Consider the following 23,844-nt stretch of genomic DNA (forward strand, 5'->3'; position numbering starts at 1 on the left):
CATCCTATTTTCAGGCTGGACGCAATGTTTATGCCATGAGCGGGAGTGTGAGGGCTGAGGCCGGGGGATACGGTGGTGCCTGCGAAAGCGGCAGCTGCGATGCAAGGCTTGCGCCTTGCCTCTGCGCGACCTCACTCCCAAACGCTGGCGCGCTCGCGGTGGCGTCAGTTCAACCGTGCCGGAGGTCCAGGGTGAAGGGGAACTCCGGATTGGGCGTGGCGGGGGCCACTTTGATCTTTCCTGGCGTGTGACCGTGGCGGAAGAAGCGGGCGTAGCGGCGGCTTTCAGCCTCGTAGGCATTGACCGGGAAGGACTCGTGACTGAGGCCGCCGGGATGGGCCACGTGGTAGGTGCAACCGCCGAGGGAGCGCTGATTCCACCGGTCCACAAGATCGATGGTGAGCGGCGAGTGGACGCCGACGGTGGGCTGCAGGCAGTTTGGCGGCTGCCAGGCGCGGTAGCGCACGCCGGCGACGTATTCGCCGTTGGTGCCGGTGGGATGCAGCGGGACGGTGCGGCCATTGCAGGTGATGGCGTAGCGGCCCTCGACCAAGCCCTGCGCCTTGATCTGGATGCGCTCGAGGGAGGAGTCCACGTAGCGAACCGCGCCGCCCATGCCGGCATCTTCGCCGAGCACGTGCCAAGGCTCGAGTGCCTGGCGGATCTCCATGTGCACATTTCGGGCGGACCAGTCGCCACTGAGCGGGTAACGGAACTCGAAGTGAGGGGCGAACCATTCGGGCTTGAGCTCGTAACCCGCCTGACGGGTGTCGTAGCAGACGTCCTCGATGTCGCTCCAGGCAAAGTGCGGGAGCATCCAGCGGTCATGGATGTCGGTGCCCCAGCGGACGAGGGGTGCCTCGTAGGGCTCCTTCCAGAAGCGGGCGATGAGGGTGCGGAGCATGAGGGCCTGGGCGAGGCTCATGCGTGCGTGGGGCGGCATTTCATAGCCGCGCATCTCCAGCAGGCCGAGGCGGCCGGTGCTGCTGTCCGGGGAGTAGAGCTTGTCGATGCAGAACTCGGCACGGTGGGTGTTGCCGGTGGAGTCGATGAGGAGGTTGCGGTACAGGCGGTCCACGAGCCACGGCGGGACATGGCCGGCGTCGGAGGCGGCCTTGAAGGCCACCTCCAGCTCGTAGAGGGAATCATTGCGGGCTTCATCGATGCGGGGGCTCTGGCTGGTGGGGCCGATGAAGAGGCCGCTGAACATGTAGGAGAGCGAGGGGTGATTCTGCCAGTAGGTGACGAGGCTGCGCAGGAGGTCCGGACGCCGAAGGAAAGGGCTGTCCTTGGGGTATTCGGCCCCCATGACGATGTGATTGCCCCCGCCGGTGCCGGTGTGGCGGCCGTCGACCATGAACTTCTCGGTGCCGAGGCGGGTCTGGCGGGCCTCTTCGTAGAGGGTTTCGGTGATGTTGACCATCTCGTCCCAGTTTTTGGCCGGGTGGACGTTGACCTCGATGACGCCGGGGTCGGGGGTGACCTTGAGGACGTTCACGCGTGGGTCGTAGGGCGGTGGGTAGCCTTCCAGAACGAGGGGCTGGTCCAAAGCCAGTGCGACGTCCTCCACGGCACCGAGGGCGGAGAGGTACTCCTCCAGCGTCTTGGTGGGGGGCATGAAGACGTGGAGCTTGCCATCGCGCGGCTCCACGCAGAGGGCGGTGCGGACGACCCAGTCTGCGGACTGCCCGACGGAAGGCGGCTGGAAGGCGGGGTCGATGAGCTGCTCCTGCTCGAGGGCTTTGCGCTCCTCCTCGGTGAGATCTGCGAGACCCTTGGGGCCTTTCTGGGAAAGGACGAGCCGCTTCCAGAAGGAGGCGGGGACACCGGCAATACCACGCACGAACTGCTGGCGATCTGGCAGGGGCTCGCGGTCCTCCATGGGGTCCTGCTCGTGATGGTAGGGGTAGTCGGTGGTCTTGACCCAGGGCTGGGAGTCGAGCGGAAGGCGGAGGCCCATGGCGGAGTCTCCGGGGATGAGGTAGCAGCGCTCTGCGCGCAGGAACCAGGGGCCGGTTTCCCAGCCGCCGGATGCCGGCCTGAGCGGCAGGACGTGGCCGATGATCTTGTCCAGCCCCTGCTCGAACACTTTGGCGAGGCGGGTGCGCTCCTCGATGTCCTTGAGGTTGGATTTGTGGGGATCCACGTTGGTGGGCAGGCGGCGCTCGCGCCAGAGGTAGTAGAAGGCGTCCTCGTAGGCGGGCATGATCCACTTGCCGCCGCAGCCGAGGCGCTCCGCCAGGGCGTGGATGAAGCGTGCGGAGTGGGTCTCCGTGACGCCGTAGTCCTTCTGCATGTCTGCAAAGAGGTGGGGGTGGCCCCAGAGGGGCTCGCCGTCCTTGCGCCAGTAGCTGGCGTAGCACCAGCGTGGGAGCTGCTCGCCTGGATACCACTTGCCCTGGCCGTAGTGGAGGAAGGCACCAGGGGAGAAGCGTGCCTTGAGGCGCTTGATGAGCTCGTCCGAGAGGCGGGCCTTCATGGGGCCGACGGCGGTGGTGTTCCACTCGGCGCCTTCGGCGTCGTCGATGGAGACGAAGGTGGGCTCTCCGCCCATGGTGAGGCGGACGTCATTGGCCTGGAGCTCTTTGTCCAGGGCGTGGCCGAGGGCCTCGATCTCGGCCCACTGCTCGTCGGTGTAGGGCTTGGTGACACGGGGGGACTCGAAGATGCGGTCCACCTTCATTTCGAACTCGAACTTGGTCTCGGCGGGCTCGACCAAGCCGGAGATGGGGGCGGCGCTCTGGGGGTCTGGCGTGGCGGCGAGGGGGATGTGGCCCTCCCCGGCGAAGAGGCCGGAGGTGGGGTCAAGGCCGACCCAGCCGGCGCCGGGGAGATAGACCTCGCACCAGGCGTGGAGGTCGGTGAAATCGACCTCGGTGCCGCTGGGGCCATCGAGGGATTTCACGTCCGGCTTGAGCTGGATGAGGTAGCCGCTGACGAAGCGGGCGGCAAAGCCGAGGCGGCGGAGCACCTGAACCATGAGCCAGGAGGTGTCGCGGCAGGAGCCGGTGAGCTTGGTGAGCGTCTCCTCGGCGGTCTGGACGCCGGGCTCCATGCGGACGGTGTAGCCGATGTCCTTCCAGAGGCGCTGATTGATGAAGACCAGCACGTCGATGGTGCGGGGCGGCCAGGGCTTCATCTCCAGGAGGTCGGTCTCAAGACGCTTGAAGTAGTCGGCAAACTTGGGCGTGGGCTCGGCGGCCTTGACGAAGGGGGCCAGCTCGTGGTCGAGGACGGCGTCGTATTTGAAGGGGAAGTGCTCGCACTCGGGCTCGAGGAAGAAGTCGAAGGGATTGAAGACCGTCATCTCGGCGACGACGTCCACCTCGATAGTGAATTCGCTGGTCTTTTCCGGGAAGACGAGGCGGGCAAGGTAGTTGGACTGAGGGTCCTGCTGCCAGTTGAGAAAGTGCTTTTTGGGGGTGACTTTGAGGGAATAGCTCAAAATCCGCGTCCGGGAGTGCGGGGCGGGACGCAGCCGGATGATCTGGGGCCCCAGCTCGACAGGGCGTTCGTAGCGGTAGCTGGTGCGGTGGTGGAGGGCGACGTGGATGGACATGCGGGGGGCTCGTACAGGCGGGAACTGAGCGCCAGACGGTCTTTAATTAGCAAGTTCATGGCCAATCTTGGATCGAGGCGCTGGAAAACTTCGCTAGCACCTTGCCTCGCCGTGATTTCGCTGGACTGTGCGCGCGCATTTCCAACCAACCCTGCCATGTCCAAGAAAGCACCAGCCGCCTCCACGATCCGCCCCATCAAGAAACTGATGGTGGCGAACCGCTCTGAAATCGCCATCCGCGTGATGCGGGCGGCCACTGAACTGGGGCTGAAAACGGTGGGGATCTATGCGCAGGAAGACCGCTTCTGCCCGCACCGCTTCAAGGCGGACGAAGCCTATGAGCTGAACAAGGACAAGGGACCGCTGGGCGCATACCTGGACATCGAGGGCATCGTGGCGCTGGCCAAGGAAAAAGGCGTGGACGCCATTCACCCCGGCTACGGCTTCCTCTCCGAGAACCCCAAATTCTCCCAGGCCTGCGAAGACGCCGGCATCATCTTCATCGGCCCTGAGGCGAAGATCCTCGACATGATGGGGGACAAAACCGCCGCCCGTAACGTGGCGCGCAAACTGAACGTGCCGATCCTGGAAGGCACGGACGAACCGGTGAGCGACCGCAAGGAGGCCCTGGCCACGGCGAAGAAGATCGGCTTTCCGCTGATCATCAAGGCGGCTTTCGGCGGCGGCGGGCGCGGCATGCGCATCGTGCGTGAGGCGAAGGATCTGGAGAAGCTGCTCGACGAAGCCCAGACGGAGGCCGAACGCGCCTTTGGCAACGGGGCCGTGTTCCTCGAAAAATTTGTCGGCAAGGCCAAGCACATCGAAGTGCAGATCCTGGCGGACAAGCATGGCAACGTGCTGCACCTGCACGAGCGCGACTGCTCCGTGCAGCGCCGTCACCAGAAGGTGATCGAGCAGGCGCCGAGCTACGGCATCAAGCAGGAGATCATCGACGGGCTTTGCGAAGCCGCCGTGAAGCTGGCCGAAGCTGTGAACTACACCCACGCTGGCACCGTGGAGTTCCTCGTCGATCACGAGTCCGGCGAGTGGTACTTCATCGAAATGAACCCCCGCATCCAGGTGGAGCACACGGTGACGGAGGAGATCACGGGCATCGACATCGTGCGCAGCCAGATCCTCATCGCCCAGGGCTACAAGGTGCATGAGGAGCCGCTGGCCCTGCCGCCGCAGCACAAGATCGAGAAGAGCGGCTTTGCCATCCAGTGCCGCATCACCACCGAAGACCCGGAAAACGGCTTCACGCCGGACTTTGGCAAGATCCTCACTTACCGCAGCGCAGGCGGCTTCGGCATCCGTCTGGACGGTGCGCTGGGCGCCACAAACGCGGTGATCACGCCCTACTATGACTCGATGCTGGTGAAGATGACGGTCTTTGCCCGCACCTACCAGCAAGCGCTGGACCGCATGGACCGCGGTCTGCGCGAGTTCCGCATCCGCGGGGTGAAAACAAACATCCCCTTCCTCATGAACGTGGTGCACCACCCGGACTTCATGTCCGGCCAGGCCACCACTCGCTTCATCGACAACAATCCCGACCTGCTGAAGTTTGTGGCGCGCAAGGACCGTGCCTCCAAGCTGCTGAGCTACCTGGCGGACACGATCGTGAACGGCAACCCGTTTGCCAAGGGGCACAAGATTTCCAAACCCTTCAGTGCGCCGCCGATTCCCAAGTATGACCACCGCGTGGAGCCTGCCAAGGGCACGAAGCAGCTCCTCACTGAGATGGGGCCGGAGAAGTTCTGCAAGAACTGGGTGGCAAAGCAGAAGAAGCTGCTGCTGACGGACACCACCATGCGCGACGCCCACCAGTCTCTGCTGGCCACGCGCATGCGCACTTATGACATGCTGGCCGTGGCGGACAGCGTGGCGCGCCGCACGCCGAACCTTTTCTCCCTGGAGATGTGGGGCGGCGCGACCTTCGACGTGACGATGCGCTTCCTGCGTGAAGACCCGTGGGACCGCCTGCGCGACATCCGCGCGAAGGTGCCGAACATCCTTCTCCAGATGCTCTTCCGCGGCTCCAACGCCGTGGGCTACACCAACTACCCGGACAACGTGGTGAAGGGCTTCATCAAGCACTCCGCCGAGAACGGCATGGACATCTTCCGCATCTTTGACTCGCTGAATTACCTGCCAAACCTGAAGGCGGCGATGGATGCCGTGCGCGAAGAGACAAACTCCATCTGCGAAGGCACCCTCTGCTACACCGGAGACATTCTCGATCCGAAGCGCGACAAGTATGACCTGAAGTACTACGTCCGTCTGGCCAAGGAGCTGGAAAAGATGGGAGCACACATGCTCTGCATCAAGGACATGGCGGGCCTCGTCCGTCCCTTCGCCGCCAAGAAGCTGGTGAAGGCTCTGAAGGATGAAGTGGGCCTGCCGATTCATTTCCACACGCATGACACCAGCGGTCTGAACGCCTCCAGCATTCTGGAAGCCGCCACGGCGGGCGTGGACGTGGTGGACGCCGCCATCTCCTCCCTCTCCGGCGGAACCTCGCAGCCGAACCTCAACTCGATCGTGGCTGCCATGCAGAACACGCCGCGCGACACCGGGCTGGACAGCGAGGCGCTGCAGGAGTTCAGCGACTACTGGGCCGCCGTGCGTGCCTACTACAAGCCCTTTGACACCGCCGAGCCTTACGGCACCGCCGAAGTGTATCTGCATGAGATGCCCGGCGGCCAGTATACAAACCTCAAGGAACAGGCCATCGGCATGGGCCTGGGGCCACGCTGGCCGGAGATCGCGCACGCGTATGCGGAGGTGAACCAGCTCTGCGGTGACATCGTCAAGGTGACGCCGTCCAGCAAGGTGGTGGGCGACCTCGCCATCGAGTGCGTGGCGCGTGGCGTGAAGCCCAGCGATGTCTTCAACCTCACCGGCACCAAGTGGAGCAAGGACGTGACCAGCATGTTTGAAGGCTGGCTCGGCGAGCCCTTCTACGGAATGGAACCCGCCAAGGCCGCGGATTCACGCAAGAAGTGGAACAAGCTGGCCGACGCCATCGTGGGCAAGGACGGCAAGCGCATCAAAGGCCGCCCGGGCACGCATGCCGCCAAGGTGAACCTGACCGAGGTCCGCGCTGAGCTGAAGGCCAAGCTGAAGAAGGAGCCGACCGACGACGATGTGTGGAGCTACCTCATGTATCCGGACGTGTTCCTGAAGTTTGCCGACTTCCGCAAGACCTACGGCGATGTCTCCGCGCTGCCCACGCCTGCTTACTACTACGGCCTGCAGGACAAGGAAGAAATCCACATCAACCTGGAAGAAGGCAAGACGCTCTTTGTGCGCCTCCTCAACATGACCGAGGCCGACGCCACCGGCCAGCAGACCGCCATCTTCGAGCTCAACGGCTACCCACGCCACACCACCGTCACCAACAAGGCGCTCGCGAAGAACGCCGTGACCAAGACCAAGGCCGACCCGGCTGACCCGACTCAAGTCGGCGCTCCAATGCCCGGCATGGTCGCCAGCATCGCCGTGAGCGTGGGCCAGAAGGTGAAGGAAGGCGAAACCCTCCTCACTCTCGAAGCCATGAAGATGTTCGCCGCCGTGGCATCACCGATCGCCGGCACCGTGAAAGAGATTTGCGTCAAGATCAGCGAAAGCGTCGAGAGCAAGGATCTGATGGTGAGGCTGGTGAAGTAAGCCTAGCTAAAAAGTTCAATCATGGACCAGATCACGAAACACTTGATGACGGAGTTTGCTTCGCAAAACTCGCTTACCAAGCTTCCTGAAGATAAGCAATTTGAACATTTTGCGGCCTATATTGCGACAAATGACCACCTGAGCGATTCGCTTGATACAACGGATGTTGTGGTTGGAAGCGGGGGAGACTGCGCGATTGATGCGATTACATTTATTGTGAATGGGGTTATTGTCACCGATCCTGCTGAAATTTCTGATCTGGCCGCGACTAATAAGTATGTAGATGCCAGCATCATAATCGTGCAGGCTGAACGTTCATCAGGCTTTGACACAGCTAAGATTGGTAATATCAGCTTTGGAATCACTGACTTCCTCAGCGAGTCTCCTCAATTACCTCAAAACGACGAAATTAGAGAGTCTAAGATAATTGCTGACGCACTTTTTAAACAAGCTGGCCTCTTTACGAGAGGCAATCCGATTTGTTTTGTATATTATGTCACTACTGGCAAATGGCAGAACGATGCGAACTTAACAGCAAGACGTGACGCAGCAAAAGCAGACATCGAAAGTCTTGGTCTATTTCGAGAGGTCCGCTTTGAATGCTTGGGTGCCGACCAAATCCAGGCGCTTTACCGGAAAACCAAAAACGCAGTGTCGAGACAGATTGTCTTCGAACGTAAATTAACCATTCCAGCAATCGCTGGGGTAGACCAAGCTTATATGGGAGTCTTGGCGGCAGGTGAATACCTAAAGCTTATCACGCAGGATAATGGAGAAATCGCCTCCTCATTATTCCATGACAATGTTCGTCACTGGATGGAGTGGAACGCTGTCAATAGTGATATTCGCCAAACTCTTTTAGATGCAGCCCAACAGCATTTGTTTCCAATCCTGAACAATGGTATCACGATTGTTGCTCAACGAATCAACCCTGTTGGAGACCGCTTTGTCATAGAGGATTATCAAATTGTTAATGGTTGCCAAACGAGCCATGTGCTTTTTGCATGCAAGGAGCGGCTGGCTTCAAACATGTTTATTCCAGTGAAAATACTGGCAACTACCGATGAAGGCATTCGAAATTCGGTCATTCGCGCAACAAACAGACAGACAGAAATCTCCGATGATCAGTTCTTTGCGCTCGAAGAGTTTCCAAAGAAACTAGAGACTTATTTCCCGACATTTGACGCACAATATCGTCTTTATTATGAGCGCCGCCCAAGGCAGTATGCGTCCGAAAATGTCGAGAAAGTGCGCATCATCAATATGCCCACTTTGGTTCGAGCCTACGCGTCCGTCTATCGTGAATTCCCTCATAAAACGACTAAAAACTACAAGGGTTTACTCAAGGAAGTTGGAAATGAAATTTTCGGCAAAGATCATTTTTTGAGTGCTTATTACGCAGCTGCTTTTGCACATTATCGTCTCGATTATTTATTTCGTAATAACTACCTTCCAGCCAAACTCAGACCCGCTCGTTATCACATTTTATTGGCAGCTCGATTGATGCTGTTTCCTGATCCTCCAGCGAAACCCAATTCCCATGAAATGGATCGCAATGCCAATAAACTCGTGGAGTCTCTCCGAGACGAAGAAGGATCTAAGAAGCTCTTTGCAGAAGCGGCAACTGTCGTTGAAAGCCTTGCCCAAGGAAATTTGAACCGTGACCATATTCGTACGGAGCCTTTTACTGAAAGCTTATTGCGCCACTACGGCCGGAAATTTAGAACCTAATTTCTAACAGAATCAAAACCCGGCGAGCTTTCGGTATGTAGCGCAGCATGGGTGAGCGATAGTGAGCGCTATCACAGATCATCACACCCAAACTACCCTCAAGGTTAAGAATCCCGAGGTTCCGTCACTCGAACGCTCCTTCCGCAGCAACTCGGAAGCTCCAGGAACATCAGATTCACCTTTTGACTTTGGGATTCGGTCAAGCATGTTTCATTAATTGAACCGCTCCTTTCCATCTCCGCAGCTCTCGGGAAAACCTGTGACTATCCACGTCACGAGGGTGCGGCAGGCTTTCTCCGAAGCGCGGCGCAGAGCCTTGCAGACGCAGGGGGTGGTGACCCTGCAAAAGGCTCGGGCGAATCAATTGACGATGAAATCGGTGTCCTGAGCTCCCTCTTTACACGAGAACAGCGCTGGCTCTCGGTGGATGAAGTGGAGCGCGAGCTGCAAACCGATGCCTTGAAAGGCGGCAAAGAACATCGTGTGGCGTTGCTGCCGGGCAGGAATCTCGTTCTCAAGGTCGCCGATGCCCGAAAGCTCGCCACGGAATCGCTGTTCGACTACCTGAGCGATCTGCTGCTCTCCAACTACTTTTTCGACGACGAAATTCAACTGCTCGGCGGCATGCTGGAGGGCGGACGGCTCCAAGTGGTGATCACGCAGCCCTACATCGACGGCGTTCACCCTGAATGGGAAGAGCTCAAAGCCTCCCTCATCCGGCAAAACTTGCGTGACCCGGCCCCTCGCTCCCTTGGCGGCAATTTTGTCCTCGACGACGATCTCCTTGGTGAAGTGGATGTCTTTGACCTGCATCCTAACAACGTCATCCAGGACGTCACTGGCTGGTTGCATCCTATTGATGCCCATTTCTACTTTGACGACCGCGCCGCACGCATGACCGCTCTGAAAACCCTCGGTCTTCTCATTTGAGCGCTCGAAGAACAGTCGGAGTGCTGCGATAGGCTCATACCATCCATTGATCCCCTCAATCGCACCTTCAAGACTATCAATATCCTGATTTGTGAAGGCTGAGGCAGAGATGCGGGGTCATGAAAGACCTTATCTTACTCTCTATACAGGCGGCAGGTGTGGTGCTGGCGGCGGATTTTGCGGCGGGGCTGGTTCATTGGTTTGAGGATGCGTATGTGCGCGAGGACACGCCGTGGCTGGGGCGCTGGCTGGGAAGGCCGAACATCGTGCATCATCACCTGCCCCGGCACATGACGCACAACACGTGGTGGCAGAGCAACAAGGAGCTGGTGATGACGATGAGTGTGCTGCTGATCGCGGCGGCATGGCTGGACTGCCTGACGTGGCACGTGTGGCTCTTTGCGCTGGTGGGGGGAAATGCGAACGAGGTGCACAAGTGGGCGCACCGCACACGGCGGGAGAATGGGCGCGTGATCTCGCTGCTGCAGGATCTGCGGATTTTGCAGACGCCGCAACATCATGCCGTGCATCACACGAATCCGAAGGACGTGCACTACTGCCCGGTGACGAATGTGCTGAATCCAGTGCTGGATGCGGTGCGCTTCTGGGAGGGGCTGGAGTGGCTGCTAGCGCATGCGGTGGGACTGAAGCGGCAGCCGGACAGCTCGGTGCCGGGCCAGGGCAAAGCGCCGGCGTGGATCGTGGAGATGCGGCGGGCGGGTTGAGCGAAAATCATTCGTCGCCGGAGGTGTTTGCGCCATCTTTGGCGATGTTCGGCCATCTCCCGGGTCCCACGATGTGCTGCCAGAAGGCGGCGTCTTTGTATCGAGCGCACTTCTGCGGTCTCGGCACGAGTTTGCACCGACACTATGGCGCGTGGGCGCGCTGGCTGGTGAACCGGGACAGCGCTTTTCTCACGCTGCTGGGCTCCGCCCTGGCGGAAGCGCCGCCGGTGCTGTGCCGGACGACGTGCTGCAATGCATTTGCCACGCCGCGTGATCTCGTGGCGGACAGCCCGGTGCTGCAGTACACGGCCGCTGTGACGGTCTGCGGCCTGAGCGCGAAGCTGGACGACGATGCACAGGATGAGCGGGGGTGGCGACGCCATGCGGCGCGTGTGGGATCGAGAGCGCTCGACAGGCCGATCGGCGACGCGCTGGGTCTGCTGCATGCGATGCGCTTTCCGGTGCAAGAGGTTCGCGGCTGGATGGCGGGGCAGGCTGACATTGAGCATCCCGCAGCGAGACTCGACGCATGCGCAGGGCCGACGTGTGCGGCGTATGGTGAGATCGTGGGGCACCTCGCGCAGGTGTCGGGTGCACCGGGTGCGAAACCGCTGCTGCGTCAACTCGGTGAGAGCCTGGGCTTTCTCATCTACGCGCAAGATGCGTGGGAGGATTGGGCGCGGGACAAGAAGCGCGGGCAGTTTAACCCGCTGCATGCTTTTCCTGATCTCGTGGGGCGGCGGGCGGCGTTGCTGCCTAAGCTTGAACAAGCACTCGCGAGCCTGCGGCGCACGTTTGATGCCCTGCCGCTGCGGCGACATCGCGACCTGCGGCAGACGGTGCTGATCGCAGGTGCGGAAGCGCGGGTGGTGCAGGTGGCGGGAGACACGAAGAAAGGCACGAAGCATGTGCAGTCACCCATTGAAGGCACCGAGCGGAAACGCTCCTGCTGGGACAAATGCGATGGGTGCCACTGCGATGAATGCTGTGACTGCTGTAGCTGCTGCCGCCCCGGATGGACCCGAGGCGGGGGGACCATGGTCGACTGCAATCCCTGCGACGGCGACGGGTGCGGATGCTGCGGCTGTGACTGCTAGCGCAGGCTGTGATTGATCTGGCAAGCCTCCAGAAACAGAACCGCATGAACGGAGAGATGTGATGGGGCGAAAGCAGCTGCTCCCGCGCCCCTTCAGGGCGCTTCCTGAAGAGGTGGTGCGCGTGGATGGGAGAGACCCAGGGCTTGTCGCTGCGCTCCGGCGCCCTGGGCTGACTCCGGGGGCCCTTCAGGCCCCATGCAGTGTGACGCTTTGAGGAGCATGATGTCGCATTCTGCAGGACAGGCTGGATCAGCCGTGATCAGGCCACGGCGGTCACCTTTGCGGAAAGGCCGGGGCTCACCTGCGGGTCCTACAGGCCCCATGCAGTGTGACGCTTTGAGGGGCATGATGTCGCATTCTGCAGGACAGGCTGGATTCGCCGTGGTCAGGCCACTGCGGTCACCTTTGCGGAAAGGCCGGGGCGCAGGGCGATGGTGTCCCCTGCCCGCTTGGCGATGAGTTTTTGACCCAAGGCGGATGCGGGAGTGATGACGACGACTTCCTGACCTGCATGCACTATCTCGGTACCGCCTGCGAAGGGGCCGAGGAAGTAGTGGGTTTGTTCGCCGGAAGTTTCCAAGGTGACGAGGGCTCCGAGTGTGATGGCGGCGCCTGACTCGAGGGTGTTTCCTGACAATGCGCCGAAGGCACGCACGGCCTCCTGCAACTCTGCCACGCGCTGGGCCTGACCGCGGGCGACGTAGGAGGCCTCGAGGGTGCGGGTGTCGTATTTGTTTTCCGCCTTGCTGTCCGGATCTGTGGCTGCGGCAAAGGAGCCCTGCGCGGCGCGGGTGAGGGCGGCGAGTTCGGCACTGAGGACGGAGAGGATTTGATCGAGGACGGCTTCTTTGTTCACGGGAGGGGAAGCCGTGCGCTGTTTCCCGAGGGGGATCAAGGGTGAAAAGAGCAGGATTGACCTGCTGTGACTGTTTCTAATAAGGTTCAGCTGTGAACACGCACCGGCATCAGCGCCCTTTGGTTTTCATCAGCTTTCCGTTTCTTGCTGTGATCGTGCTGGTGGCACTGCTGGCCAGCCTGACCCTGGCTGTTTTTAACAAGGTTCATCAACGAAGCCGGACGCATCCAATCCCGGTGCCTGCAATGACGCCGAAAAACCAGGATTGACCCCCGACCGGCATTTCGGGTAAACTCCAAATATGAAAACGCACCGGCAACCTGCTACGAGAGCGTTCACCCTGATCGAACTGCTCATCACGATCACCATCATCGCGATCCTCGCCAGCCTGACAGCAGCGGGGGTCACCCAGCTCATCGACAAAGCCAACAATCTGAAAGTGCGAACGGTGCTGATGGATCTCAAGACTGGCATCGAAACGTACCAGACCGACTACAACCGCTATCCCGTGAGCGCAGGCTTCACCGGGGCCAATGGTGAGGACGCGCCTGAACTGCTGACGGATGGCAGCAATCCGCTGGTGGACACGCTCATGGGCATTCCGCCGGCGTCTGGAGGCACGGCGGATCTGAATCCGAAGCGCACCCAGTTTGCGACCTTCAATCCTGCGAACAACGGACGGCATGGGCTGGTGGGTGCGGCGCGCCCCTACAAGCTGACGGACATGTACGGCCAGCCGTACCACATCCTGCTGGACACGAACGGCGACAACCAGGTGAAGAATCCGGATGCAGCCAATACGGACCCGAAGATCTCGACGGGTCAGGCGGCGCATCTGCCGCTGAAGATCGCCGTTTACAGCAGCGGCAAGGACCAGATACCGGGCACGAGCGATGATGTCACCTCGTGGCGGCCGAAATGATGCGGCGCTGCCACGCGTGCGCTACTTCCCGGCCGATTTGAAAACTTCGGGGTGGTCGAGGATCAATTTTTTCACGCGTCCAGCCAGCACCGCCGGACAGTCTGGCGGCAGCCAGGAGACGTTTTCGAGGATTTCGCGCCCGCCGATGGTGCCGACGATGACGTACGCACTGAGCAGGGTGCCCAGCACATCTGCATGAGAGCCGTCTGAATCGTAAAGGGACAGGGCGGGATATTCATCATGCACCAGCCACCAGAAATCGCCGACGGGACTGACGAGGATCTGGGCACCGGGATTGCTTTCCTGAGCGGCCTTCACAGAACGGGCATTGGCCACATGGATGCGGGTGCTTGCCTCTGCCGAGGAAGCGCCGGTGAGAAGGGCGTCTGCGTCTTTTTCCTTCCAAAGCTTTTCGTGCCGGGACCACACCTGGAAGTCGATGATGAGGACTTTGGGGTTCTGCTCGCGGGCGAGGCGGACGAGCTTGGAGAGGCCGTTTTCCATGAGATTGCGGGCGTCTGCGTCCACCGCAGCGGCGGCGGAGACGACGCTCTGCTCCTGCACGACGACGATGTCCCAGGGCTTGCCGTCGTCGGCGCCCTGCTTGAGCAAGGCGAGGCCCTCGGCATTGGTGGTGTGGCGCTCCAAGGTATAGCTGCCATGCAGGCTGCTGGCGATGTGCGGAGCGAAGACTCCGGAAGAAAGCAGCAGCTCGCCCACCATGCCGGGGAGCTTGTTGAAGGCGGTGTAGCTGTTGCCAAAGAAGAGGATGCGGACCGGAGCCGCGCCCTGCTCCTGCGCAGGCAGAGGACCAATGAGGGTGATGAGGACGGCCAGCAGAAGCCGGCGAATGGTGGAAGGCATGCCTGAGTTCATGGCTTGCAGAGCTTGTCCGCCAGCAGCTCGGCTTTTTCATTTCCTTCCCTGGCAGACAGATGGGCGACGACGGCGGACTTGTCCTTGTCGAGCCTGATGATCACGAAGGTCTCCAGGCGGGTCTGCTTTTCGTCATCGGCGCTGGACATCATGCGGTAGATGATGGCGTAGGGCGCGAAGGTGTCGCCTTTGCGGAAGCCGCGCCACTGGACGACGTTGTTGGCCTTGGCCGGGAACTGGCCAGGGCAGGCGGTGAGGGTGGCGTTCATGAGGTCGGTCTTGCGGCCGTCGTAGATGAGATTGATCCAGCTGCGGAGATCGCCGCCTTCATGGATGACCTGATAGCCGCCGAGGCCGGGACAGAGGTGCTTGAAGTGATCGATCTCGGGTTCTTTTTCGCGTGAGGAGTCTTCGAGGATTTTGACCTTCTTGGGGTCGGTGGTGGTGAACTCGGAGTCGGGCTTGGGATCTGCGGCAGAGGCGATAAGGCAGCCGAAGGCCAGGAAGAGAAACAGGGGGAGGAATTTCATGGGTGGATCATTTCAGCGAAGCATGCGCCGCGCCATCGGCTTTGCGATAGAGGCTGGTGGGGATGAGCATCTGAGGGGGGAGTTCTTCGCCGTTCGAATAGCGCATGAAGGCACGGACGACCTCCGCGCCCATTTTGTCCGGGAACTGAATCGGGTCGGCGTAGATCTTGCCGTCCTTGATGGCCTGCTTGCCTTCGGGCTGGCCGTCGAAGCCGATGATGACGACCTTGTTTGTTTTTCCCGCCTTCTCCACGGCCCCACGGGCACCAAGGGCGCCGGGGTCATTGATGGCGAAGATGCCGACAAGATCTGGATGTGCCTGGAGCATGTCCTCAGTGGCCTTGTAGCCTTTGTCATTCGCGCCGCCGCAGTCGAGCTCGCTGACGATCTCGATCTTCTTCACCGCTGCGGCGTTGTGAGCGGCCAGGGACTCTTTGAAGCCTTTGACGCGGAGGATGCAGGACTCGACCTGCTTCATGTCGAGCACGCCGATCTTTCCCCCCTGCCCTTTCAGCGCCTCGATCATGGCCTCAGCGGCCATCTTGCCACCGCCGAAGTTGTCGGTGGCCACCTGGGTGGTGATTTTCACGCCGGGCTCATTGCAGGGAACGTCCACGGTGAAGACGGGGATGGCGGCGGCGTTTGCCTCCTGAATGACGGTGACGATGGCCTTGGAGTTGGTGGGGCTGAGCACGATGGCGGCGACGTCGCGCACGATGAAGTCCTTGATCTGGTTGCTCTGGCGCGCCACGTCGGAGTCGGCGCTGACGATGAGGGTGTCATAGCCGTGCTTTCTGGCCTCGGCCTCGATGTTGTCGGCGATGACTTTGAAGAAGGGATTCTGCAAGGAGAGGAGCGACACGCCGATGGTGCCTCTGGATGACTCCGCAGGTTTGCCGCAGGCGGCAAGCAGGAGGGTGCAGAGCAGAAGGAGGCGGCGGTATTTCATCATGCGGATGGTAGCACGGGCACTCCCCTATCATGCAAGCTCCAGATTTCACTGCACGCCATCGTTTATCCGCTCAGGCAAGTTGCGAATCTTCGTCCAATACTCCTCTCTCACGTCTTCATCGATTTCCACGGGCACCCTTCCGCCATACAGCCTGTCTTCTCCGTCTTTGCGCGGTCCAGAAACCCAGTAGTGATGACCTGTGGCCAGATCGACGTGATTGCTCTTGTAACCAGCTCCATCGAGATTTTTCAGTTCCAATCCGCCGTAGAACAACGTCCTGCCCGTCTTGGACAATCGTACCCGTCCAATCCGGGCTGGCCCGCTGAGTCCGCCGCTTTTATTTTCGATGTACATGATTCGTGTCTTCATGGCCCAGTACATCAATACTTCAAAAAGCGTTCGCGTCTCGTCTCAAAGGCCTGCGACTCAGTGGCCCAGGCTGCGACGATCTTTTTCCATGAGCCGCCAGCACGCATCTCATTCACGCTGGCGGCGCGATTGAGGAGGGTGTCCACCAGGGCGAGCTTGAACTCCTTGGGATAAAGCCTCTGCAGGGTGCTGGCGATGGCGATGCCGACATCGACGGCATTCAAAGCGGTGCGGTCGGTGATGGCCATGCGCACGCCGCCGCAGGGTTCGCCTTTGAACACACTTGCTGCGGGGGTGAAGCGTATGGGGGTGAACTGGACGCCTGGCAGACCGAGCTTGTTCAGTTCATACGACAGGCGCAGGTCGTCCACATAGGGAGCGCCGAGGACCTCAAAGGGGGTGTCGGTGCCGCGCCCGACGGTGATGCTGAACTCCAGCAGGCCGATACCAGGATACAGCAGCGCGGCATTGAGCGAACGCATGTTGGGCGAGGGATTGATCCAGGGAAGACCGGTCTGGTCAAAGAGCAGGTGGCGCTGCCAGCCTTCGACGGGGATGACTTTCAAATCGCACTGCATGGCGCGCTCGGCATTCATCATGGCTGCGAGCTCACCGGCGGTCATGCCGTGGCGCAGCGGGATGGCGTGGGTGGCGGTGGGTTTTTCGGCGTCGATGAGGGCGGGACCCTCCACCTGGAGGCCGCCGATGGGGTTCACGCGGTCGAGGACATAGAAGGGTTTTTTGGCTTTCGCGGCGGACTCCATGCAGAGGCGCATGGTGCCGATGTAGGTGTAGAAGCGACAGCCGATGTCCTGGATGTCGAAGACGAGTGCGTCCACGTCTGCGAGCTGCTCCTGGGTGGGGGCGCGCTGCGTGCCGTAGAGGCTCAGAACGGGGAGGCCGGTCTTTTTGTCGGTGGAGTTGCTGATTTTTTCCTGATCGAGCTCGCCACGGATGCCGTGCTCTGGGCTGAAGAGTTTTTTCAGCTTCACCTCGGGGGCCTTGGCGAGGAGATCGATGGTGCTGTGGCGCCGGGCGTCGATGCCGGTTTGATTGGTGATGAGGCCGATGCGGAGGCCTTTGAGATCGGCGAATTTTCGACGGGTGAGCACGTCGATGCCATTGAGCACGGTGGGCATTTCCTTTTCATCGCGCGGCCAGGGCGGGCCGGTGGAGGGAATGATCTTCACGCATTTGGCTGCTGCTGTGCCGATCTCTTCATAGAGATCGCGCACGCTGCCTTTGCCATCGGGGTGCAGGCGAGAGCTCATGAAGATGACGAAGGTCTGCGAGGCGGGATCGAGCCACAGGCTGGTGCCGGTGAAACCGGTGTGTCCGAAAGAGCCGACGGGGAAGATCTTGCCACGCGGGCGGCTGAAGGTGGAGTCGATGTCCCAGCCGAGCCCACGGCGCTCAAAGACGGTGGCCGGGGTCTGCGGTGCGGTCATGAGTTTGACGGTCTCGGGTTTTAACACGCCAGCACCGCCTGCGAGAATCATGTGTGCGTACCTTGCGAGATCGCCAGCGGTGGTGAAGAGGCCGGCGTGGCCGGTGACACCGCCCATTTTGCGTGAGGTGGGGTCGTGCACGACGCCGCGCAGCATGGTGCCGGTGTCGTCTTTTTCGGTGGGAGCGATGCGTGGCTGCCACTCCTCGGGCGGGAGGAAGCGGGTGGAGTCCATGTGCAGGGGCTGGAAGACATGCTGCGCTGCGAACTCATTCAACTGCATGCCGCTGACGCGCTGGACGATCTCGCCGAGCAGGATGAAATTGATGTCTGAATAGCGGAAGAAGCGGCCGGGAGGACCGTCGGGCTCTGTGGCGATGGCGCGTTCGATGCCTGCCGCGTAACCTGACCATTCCGGCTCCTTGGGAATGCCGGGCCTGAAGCCGGAGGTGTGGGTGAGCAGGTGACGCACGGTGATGCCAGCACGCATCTCCGGAATGTAGCGACGCGCCTCGGCCTCCAGCTCGATCTTTCCCTGCTCCATGAGGATGAGCACGCTGGGCAGGGTAGCGACAACCTTGGTCAAAGAAGCGGCATCGAAGACAGTGTCTTCGGTCATGGCTTCTTTGGCAGGAACGAGCGCGCGCTGGCCTTCGACGAGAGTGAGCTTTTTGTCTCCGCTCTCCAGCCAGAGCACAGCACCGGCCGGGTTTCCTTTGGCGATAGCTTTGGACACCACGGCGCGCAGAGGATCGAACTCATCCGCGTGAGCGAAGGAGCAGAGCAGAAGAAAAGTGAGCGGGCGCAGCATGATGAACCTCATGCTGCCAGAAACGCTGTGAAGCAGGCTATTTCTTTTTCTTCTTCGCCGCTGGTTTGCCCTGCTTGGGGCTTTCGAAGATGGGAGCGATGGTGCCTTTTTCCCATTCGGCAATGGCGGCGACGAGTTCTTTGACCACCTCGGGCTTCTCAACAGCGAGGTTTTGGGATTCGCCGATGTCGGTGGAGAGATCGTAGAGCTCGGGCTCCGCTTTGCCGAGGCGCACGAGCTTCATGGTGCCGCGACGCACGGCGTTGTTGCCGCCGGGACCGCCGGTGCGCCAGAAGAGGGTGTCGTGGGGTGCGGTGGATTTTTCACCGCTGAGGAAGGGCAGGAGGTTTACGCCATCGAGATTTTTCGGCGTCAGGTCTGCGGAGTCCGCAGCGGCCAGCGAGGTGGGCAGGAAGTCGAGGGCGATGACGGGCTGCTCGTATTTGCCGGGCTTGATTTTGGCGGGCCAGCTGACGAGGAAGGGCACACGCATGCCGCCTTCATAGACCATGCCCTTGGCACCGCGCAGGGGGGCGTTGCTGGTGAAGTTGCTGCCGCTCTTCGCCTGGAGATTGGGGCCGCCGTTGTCGCTGACGAAGCAGATCAGCGTGTTCTCGCGCTGCTTGGTGGCGTCGAGCTTGTCCAGCACAGCGCCCACGGCTTCATCCATGGCCGATACCATGGCGGCGTAGGTCTGGCGGCTTTTGTCGGCAATCTGCGAATACCTGTCGAGCCACTTCTGCGGGGCCTGGAGTGGTGTATGCGGGGCGTTGAAGGCGAGATAGAGCATCCAGGGCTTGGCCTCCCCGGTGTGACGTCCGATGAATGCTGCCGCCTCATCGCCAAACTGCTCGGTGAGGTACTTGGTCTGGGCCTCGTCCTTGCCATTGCGGTTCAGCGGGAGGGTGTACTCCACGCCGCCTTTGTCTCCGGGGAAGTACTGATGCCCGCCGCCGAGCGCGCCGAAGTATTCGTCAAAGCCGCGCTCATTGGGGTGGAACTGCGGATGCGCGCCGAGGTGCCACTTGCCGACGGCCCCGGTGGTGTAGCCGGCCTTGCGCATGAGCTGGGGATAAGTCGTCTCCGTCAGGGGAAGGCCTGCCACGGTGTCCTGCGGGAGCCAGGCGGGGTTGTTTTCATGGCCGAAGCGGTGCTGGTAGCGGCCCGTCATGATGCCTGCGCGGGTGGGGCTGCAGAAAGGGTGGGAGACGTAGCCGTTGGTGCACACGAGGCTCTGGGCGGCGAGCTTGTCGAGATGAGGCGTGGTGATTTCCTTGGAGCCCTGGAAGCCTAGGTCGTGGTAGCCGAGATCGTCTGCGACGATGAGCAGGACGTTGGGTTTGGCGGCAAAGGCGGACGATGCGAGAAGCAGTGCGGCGAGGAGAAGAAGCGGGCGCATGATGAGGCGCGATAAACGCGGGTTTGCCGCGCTTGTTTCACTTCCGGCTTGCAAGGAGGGGGGAAATCCGGCATGCCGGTGCCATGAAGCCCAGCCTGCTCCTTGTCCTGCCTCTGCTCCTGACCCAATGCGGCGATGAGCCCAAGAAACCCGCGCCTGCGGCGAAGCCCGTGGCGGCAGCTCCCGCGCCAGCCAAGGCAGAGCCCAAAAAGGAGGAACCGAAGAAGGTGTACTGGACGCAGGAGATGATGCACACGGAGATCAAGTACCATAATCCGGCGTATGCGGGCGACGGGCAGTTCAACATCGAGGGTGGGAAGGTGATCGCGCTGAGCCTGCGCGGGGCGAAGATCGAGAACGTGAAGTTTCTGGAGCACATCGAGCCGCTGGCGCTGGACCTGAGCGAGACGCCGATCACGGACCTGCGGCCGATGCAGGGGAAGAAGCTGGTGGAGCTGTACCTGGAGGACACGAAGGTGAAGGATCTCTCCGCACTGCGGGGCATGCCGCTGGAGAAGCTGTACCTGAGCCGTACGCCAGTGGAGAACCTGGCGGCGCTGGAAAACATGCCGCTGGTGGAGCTGAATGCGGTGGGCTGCCCGATCGGAGACATCTCGGGGATCGGCAAATGCCCGATCCAGATGCTGTGGCTGACGGACTGCCCGGTGGCGGACATCAGCGCGCTGAAGACGGTGCCGCTGGTGAGCGTGACGCTGCACCGCACGAAGGTGAAGGACCTGACGCCGCTGAGCGGCACGGCGCTGCAGCGACTGCACATAGGCGAAACGCCGGTGACGGATCTGACCCCGCTGAAGGGCATGAAGCTCACACGGCTGGTGTTTACGCCGGCAAACATCACGGCGGGCATCGATGTGGTGAAAGCGCTGCCGCTGCAGGAGATCGGCACACGGTTTGATGATGGCGGCAAGGACCTGATGCCACCGGCGAGCTTCTGGCCTGCGTATGATGCGGCGGTGAAGAGTGCCGGAAAATGAGCAAAATTTATCTTTCCCGCCTGCCATCCTCCTGACAGAATCCTGCATATTCCATGAAAGAGTTTGCTTACATCCATGACGAGAAGCACAGCCCGTCGCCTCTGCGTGCGGTGCCTGCCCTCGCCAGCTTTAGCGATGACCAGCTCGATGATGTGCTCAATTCCAGCAGCCTGCTGCAGTGCGAGCCAGGAGATTGCATCATCAAAGAAGGCAGCATCGACTCCCGCATCTACGTCCTGCTCAGCGGTGAGCTGGAGGTGCGGGTCGGCACCAAGAAGGTGGCCTCCATCACCCGGATCGGGGAAGTTTTTGGCGAGCTGGCGCTCGTGAACCATGACAAGCGTCTGGCCTCCGTGCTGGCCTCCACCAAGGCGGTGTGCCTGGCGGTGGACCAGAAGTTTCTGCAGGACATCCATCCCCGTGAGGAAGACCCGGATTTCCATGCGGCGCTGTATGAATTTGTGGCGCGCCTGGTGGTGCGGAAGCTGGAGGCGACCTCCAAGCGTCTGGCCGAGGTGGAGAAAGAGCTGCGTGAGCTGAAGGAAGCCAAGACTGCCGCGAAGCCCGTGGCAGCCAAGCCCGCAGCCGCCAAGTCAGTGTCTGCATCGAAGCTGAAGCGCCCGGTGAAACGGGTGCCTGCGGCTGCGGTGAGGAAGCCGGCGCGGGTGAGGTAGTTTTAACAGCCTGTTGAAAACTCCTGGCCTCCTTGAGACCCGGACACGCCGCGGTGCCTATGCGTGACGGGACCCATTGGACCACGATGCGATGAAAACGGGTCTGAAGGTGGAGGCACGATCCGACGAAGGGGAATCATCTTGATCCCCCCACCTGCAGCGTGTTCGTGGATGTGCGAAGACGCTGTGCGATGCGGGAACGTGTGGGATCGGGACGATCCTACTCCGCCGGAGGCTTCGCCGCAGAGACGGAGGGGGATCATCTTGATCCCCCACCTGCAGCGTGTTCGTGGTTCTGCGAGGGCGCTGGGCGATGCGGGAACGTGTGGGATCGGGACGATCCCACTCCGCCTGAGGCTTCGCCGCAGCGACGGAGGGGATCATCTTGATCCCCCCACCTGCAGCGTGTTCGTGGATCTGCGAGGGCGCAGGGGCGATGCGGGAACGTGTGGGATCGGGACGATCCTACTCCGCCTGAGGCTTCGCCGCAGCGACGGAGGGGGATCATCTTGATCCCCCCACCTGCAGCGTGTTCGTGGATCTGCGAAGGCGCAGGGCGACGCGGGAACGTATGGGATCGGGACGATCCCACCCCGCCTGAGGCTTCGCCGCAGCGACGGAGGGGGATTATCTTGATCCCCCCACCTGCAGCGTGTTCGTGGTTCTGCGAGGGCGCAGGGCGATGCGGGAACGTGTGGGATCGGGACGATCCCACTCCTCCAGAGCGCTGGCTGGCCGCATGGAATGCTGGCTTTCACCCATGAGACCCGTTTTCAGCTGTGCGTGGTATTGGACTTGTTCTCGAATAGAGCTCCAGGTTCAGTGCTTCAGGCGTGGCCGTGGATGGGTGTGGCGACAGCCCGCCGTCCCTCAGCGTGTAGCCACGCGCCTCAGCCTGCGAACGCCCCCCAGAGTCGGGCGGTTTGGCGAAGCAGCCGCCTGATGATCGAGCAACCATCAGCCGCCAAACACACCCAACCTACGTCCCGAACAGCCAGACATGCTGCTCTCGAACAAGTCTGCTGCAGACGCCCATTCTGCTCGGTGCGCACTACGAAGGGCAAACTGCCTGCGGGCCAAGGATGTGGCGAAACAGGCAACCCAGGGCGCTGCCCTGGGCTGCGATAGCGCGCGCCTTTGGCGCTCCGGAAAATCAGTCCGCGCCGCCGCCGATGGTGATGCGTTTGGCGGGGATGGGGGATTCGATGATGCCGAGTTCGGTTTCCTGTTTCAGGCGAAGCTGACCGCAGGCGGCGGCGATGTCGTGGCCTTTTTCCCGGCGTAGGGTGGCGGTGACGCCGGCGTTGAGAAGCACGGCGAGGAAGGCGTCCTGGGCGGCTTCGCTGGGGCGCACCCAGTCGAGGCCATCGACGGTGTTGTAGGGAATGAGGTTGACCTTGGCATTGGCGCTGCGCGCACGTTTGGCCAGGGCCTGGGCCTGCTGGAGGCTGTCGTTTACATTGGCGATGAGGATGAACTCGAAGGTGAGGAACTGTTTTCGTTTCTGGTTCCAGTAGTCGAGCGCCTCGAAGAGTTCCGCGAGGTTGTGCTTGCGGTTCACGGGCATGATTTTCTCACGCACTTCGTCGGTGGCGCCGTGGAGGGAGATGGCCAGGCGGATTTGAAGGGGAAAATCGGCGAGTTTTTTGATCTGCGGAGCGAGGCCGCTGGTGCTGACGGTCATGTGACGTGCCCCGATGCCGATGCCCCATTCCGCATTGAGGATTTCGATGGCCTTGGTGACGTTGGAGAAATTGGCGAGGGGCTCTCCCATGCCCATGAAGACGAGATTGTCCACACGCTCTCCGGCATAGGCCTCCACCTGGACGATCTGCTCGACGATTTCGGCAGCAGTGAGGTTGCGGGTGAAGCCTGCGAGGCCGCTGGCGCAGAATTTGCAGTCGTAGGCGCAGCCGACCTGGCTGGAGACGCAGAGGGTGCGGCGGTCCGAGGCTCCGCCATAGAGGGCGGGATTGGCCGGGATGAGGACGGTCTCGACGTAGCGGCCGTCATGGAGCTTGAGGAGAAACTTGCGTGTGGTGTCGCTGGAGCCGGTGACCTTGGCGATGGTCATGGTGCGGGTGACGAAGCGGGTGGCGAGGGCTTCGCGGGTGGCCTTGGGCAGATTGGTCATCGCCTCGAAGGTGGCGGCGCGTTTGGCGAAGACCCACTCGACGAGCTGCCTGGCACGGAAGGCGGGCTGGCCCAGCTCTGTGAACACGGCAGCGATCTCCTCCGGCTTCATGCCGAGGAGGCCCTGGGGTGCGGGGGTGATGCTCATGGGGATGACAGTGGCGGT

The 23,844-nt window shown here is 61.3% G+C and carries 18 protein-coding genes; 9 read left to right on the forward strand and 9 right to left on the reverse strand.

What is annotated here, in order from left to right; genetic code table 11:
• Positions 1-169: 169 nt before the first annotated feature.
• The gene (locus ACZ5WW_RS13660; protein ID WP_377168476.1) at positions 170-3,559 is read right to left on the reverse strand and encodes a transglutaminase family protein; all 3,390 of its coding nucleotides are present in this window, start codon (positions 3,557-3,559) and stop codon (positions 170-172) included.
• 156 nt (positions 3,560-3,715) lie between these two features.
• On the opposite strand from ACZ5WW_RS13660, the gene ACZ5WW_RS13665 reads away from it, so the two are divergent.
• From ACZ5WW_RS13665 to ACZ5WW_RS13685, 5 genes are all read left to right on the forward strand, one after another.
• On the forward strand, positions 3,716-7,231 hold the full coding sequence (locus ACZ5WW_RS13665) for a pyruvate carboxylase (RefSeq protein ID WP_377168478.1): 3,516 nt from the start codon (positions 3,716-3,718) through the stop codon (positions 7,229-7,231).
• A 21-nt stretch (positions 7,232-7,252) separates the two neighbouring features.
• Positions 7,253-8,962, forward strand: a complete 1,710-nt coding sequence (locus ACZ5WW_RS13670; protein ID WP_377168480.1) for an AIPR family protein — start codon at positions 7,253-7,255, stop codon at positions 8,960-8,962.
• A 384-nt stretch (positions 8,963-9,346) separates the two neighbouring features.
• The gene (locus ACZ5WW_RS13675; RefSeq protein WP_464694254.1) at positions 9,347-9,892 is read left to right on the forward strand and encodes a putative polyvalent protein kinase domain-containing protein; all 546 of its coding nucleotides are present in this window, start codon (positions 9,347-9,349) and stop codon (positions 9,890-9,892) included.
• Between the two features lie 119 nt (positions 9,893-10,011).
• Positions 10,012-10,617 (forward strand): fatty acid desaturase CarF family protein, encoded by a 606-nt coding sequence (locus tag ACZ5WW_RS13680; RefSeq protein ID WP_377168484.1) that lies wholly within the window; start codon positions 10,012-10,014, stop codon positions 10,615-10,617.
• A 44-nt stretch (positions 10,618-10,661) separates the two neighbouring features.
• On the forward strand, positions 10,662-11,714 hold the full coding sequence (locus ACZ5WW_RS13685) for a DUF5685 family protein (RefSeq protein ID WP_377168485.1): 1,053 nt from the start codon (positions 10,662-10,664) through the stop codon (positions 11,712-11,714).
• A 385-nt stretch (positions 11,715-12,099) separates the two neighbouring features.
• Here the strand turns inward: ACZ5WW_RS13685 and ACZ5WW_RS13690 are convergent, their stop codons facing one another.
• Positions 12,100-12,570 carry a transcription elongation factor GreAB gene (locus ACZ5WW_RS13690; RefSeq protein WP_377168486.1) on the reverse strand — a complete coding sequence of 157 codons (471 nt, stop codon included), beginning with the start codon at positions 12,568-12,570 and terminating at the stop codon, positions 12,100-12,102.
• Positions 12,571-12,662: 92 nt separating this feature from the next.
• Here ACZ5WW_RS13690 and ACZ5WW_RS13695 point away from each other — a divergent pair, with 92 nt between their 5' ends.
• Positions 12,663-12,839, forward strand: a complete 177-nt coding sequence (locus ACZ5WW_RS13695; protein ID WP_377168487.1) for a hypothetical protein — start codon at positions 12,663-12,665, stop codon at positions 12,837-12,839.
• 32 nt (positions 12,840-12,871) lie between these two features.
• Positions 12,872-13,492, forward strand: a complete 621-nt coding sequence (locus ACZ5WW_RS13700) for a prepilin-type N-terminal cleavage/methylation domain-containing protein (RefSeq protein ID WP_377168489.1) — start codon at positions 12,872-12,874, stop codon at positions 13,490-13,492.
• A 21-nt stretch (positions 13,493-13,513) separates the two neighbouring features.
• Here ACZ5WW_RS13700 and ACZ5WW_RS13705 read toward each other — a convergent pair whose 3' ends face one another.
• From ACZ5WW_RS13705 to ACZ5WW_RS13730, 6 genes are read right to left on the reverse strand one after another with little or no spacing between them, the layout of a single operon-like run.
• Positions 13,514-14,356 (reverse strand): hypothetical protein, encoded by an 843-nt coding sequence (locus ACZ5WW_RS13705; protein WP_377168491.1) that lies wholly within the window; start codon positions 14,354-14,356, stop codon positions 13,514-13,516.
• Between the two features lie 8 nt (positions 14,357-14,364).
• The gene (locus ACZ5WW_RS13710) at positions 14,365-14,898 is read right to left on the reverse strand and encodes a hypothetical protein (RefSeq protein ID WP_377168493.1); all 534 of its coding nucleotides are present in this window, start codon (positions 14,896-14,898) and stop codon (positions 14,365-14,367) included.
• A gap of 7 nt (positions 14,899-14,905) precedes the next feature.
• Entirely contained in the window at positions 14,906-15,850 is a 945-nt protein-coding gene (locus ACZ5WW_RS13715; RefSeq protein ID WP_377168495.1) for a substrate-binding domain-containing protein, read from the reverse strand.
• A gap of 45 nt (positions 15,851-15,895) precedes the next feature.
• A complete protein-coding gene (locus ACZ5WW_RS13720) occupies positions 15,896-16,219 on the reverse strand; it encodes a 1-deoxy-D-xylulose-5-phosphate synthase (protein WP_377168497.1) in 324 nt (107 codons plus the stop codon).
• A gap of 11 nt (positions 16,220-16,230) precedes the next feature.
• On the reverse strand, positions 16,231-18,489 hold the full coding sequence (locus ACZ5WW_RS13725; RefSeq protein ID WP_464694150.1) for an exo-beta-N-acetylmuramidase NamZ domain-containing protein: 2,259 nt from the start codon (positions 18,487-18,489) through the stop codon (positions 16,231-16,233).
• 25 nt (positions 18,490-18,514) lie between these two features.
• On the reverse strand, positions 18,515-19,876 hold the full coding sequence (locus ACZ5WW_RS13730; RefSeq protein WP_377168501.1) for a sulfatase: 1,362 nt from the start codon (positions 19,874-19,876) through the stop codon (positions 18,515-18,517).
• Positions 19,877-19,959: 83 nt separating this feature from the next.
• Between ACZ5WW_RS13730 and ACZ5WW_RS13735 the strand changes: the two genes are divergently transcribed.
• Positions 19,960-20,871 carry a leucine-rich repeat domain-containing protein gene (locus ACZ5WW_RS13735; RefSeq protein WP_377168503.1) on the forward strand — a complete coding sequence of 304 codons (912 nt, stop codon included), beginning with the start codon at positions 19,960-19,962 and terminating at the stop codon, positions 20,869-20,871.
• Positions 20,872-20,924: 53 nt separating this feature from the next.
• On the forward strand, positions 20,925-21,545 hold the full coding sequence (locus tag ACZ5WW_RS13740) for a cyclic nucleotide-binding domain-containing protein (protein WP_377168505.1): 621 nt from the start codon (positions 20,925-20,927) through the stop codon (positions 21,543-21,545).
• A 1,153-nt stretch (positions 21,546-22,698) separates the two neighbouring features.
• Here ACZ5WW_RS13740 and rlmN read toward each other — a convergent pair.
• Positions 22,699-23,826 carry a dual-specificity RNA methyltransferase RlmN gene (rlmN, locus tag ACZ5WW_RS13745; RefSeq protein WP_377168507.1) on the reverse strand — a complete coding sequence of 376 codons (1,128 nt, stop codon included), beginning with the start codon at positions 23,824-23,826 and terminating at the stop codon, positions 22,699-22,701.
• Positions 23,827-23,844: the final 18 nt, after the last annotated feature.

It is taken from the genome of Prosthecobacter fluviatilis (genome assembly GCF_055388355.1).

Excerpts from the sequence above, each read along its gene's own strand:
- ACZ5WW_RS13660 (WP_377168476.1), bottom strand. The coding sequence starts at position 3,559 with ATGTCCATCCACGTCGCCCTCCACCACCGCACCAGCTACCGCTACGAA.
- ACZ5WW_RS13665 (WP_377168478.1), top strand. The coding sequence starts at position 3,716 with ATGTCCAAGAAAGCACCAGCCGCCTCCACGATCCGCCCCATCAAGAAA.
- ACZ5WW_RS13670 (WP_377168480.1), top strand. The coding sequence starts at position 7,253 with ATGGACCAGATCACGAAACACTTGATGACGGAGTTTGCTTCGCAAAAC.
- ACZ5WW_RS13680 (WP_377168484.1), top strand. The coding sequence starts at position 10,012 with ATGAAAGACCTTATCTTACTCTCTATACAGGCGGCAGGTGTGGTGCTG.
- ACZ5WW_RS13685 (WP_377168485.1), top strand. The coding sequence starts at position 10,662 with ATGTTCGGCCATCTCCCGGGTCCCACGATGTGCTGCCAGAAGGCGGCG.
- ACZ5WW_RS13700 (WP_377168489.1), top strand. The coding sequence starts at position 12,872 with ATGAAAACGCACCGGCAACCTGCTACGAGAGCGTTCACCCTGATCGAA.
- ACZ5WW_RS13705 (WP_377168491.1), bottom strand. The coding sequence starts at position 14,356 with ATGCCTTCCACCATTCGCCGGCTTCTGCTGGCCGTCCTCATCACCCTC.
- ACZ5WW_RS13710 (WP_377168493.1), bottom strand. The coding sequence starts at position 14,898 with ATGAAATTCCTCCCCCTGTTTCTCTTCCTGGCCTTCGGCTGCCTTATC.
- ACZ5WW_RS13715 (WP_377168495.1), bottom strand. The coding sequence starts at position 15,850 with ATGATGAAATACCGCCGCCTCCTTCTGCTCTGCACCCTCCTGCTTGCC.
- ACZ5WW_RS13720 (WP_377168497.1), bottom strand. The coding sequence starts at position 16,219 with ATGAAGACACGAATCATGTACATCGAAAATAAAAGCGGCGGACTCAGC.
- ACZ5WW_RS13725 (WP_464694150.1), bottom strand. The coding sequence starts at position 18,489 with ATGAGGTTCATCATGCTGCGCCCGCTCACTTTTCTTCTGCTCTGCTCC.
- ACZ5WW_RS13730 (WP_377168501.1), bottom strand. The coding sequence starts at position 19,876 with ATGCGCCCGCTTCTTCTCCTCGCCGCACTGCTTCTCGCATCGTCCGCC.
- ACZ5WW_RS13735 (WP_377168503.1), top strand. The coding sequence starts at position 19,960 with ATGAAGCCCAGCCTGCTCCTTGTCCTGCCTCTGCTCCTGACCCAATGC.
- ACZ5WW_RS13740 (WP_377168505.1), top strand. The coding sequence starts at position 20,925 with ATGAAAGAGTTTGCTTACATCCATGACGAGAAGCACAGCCCGTCGCCT.
- rlmN (WP_377168507.1), bottom strand. The coding sequence starts at position 23,826 with ATGAGCATCACCCCCGCACCCCAGGGCCTCCTCGGCATGAAGCCGGAG.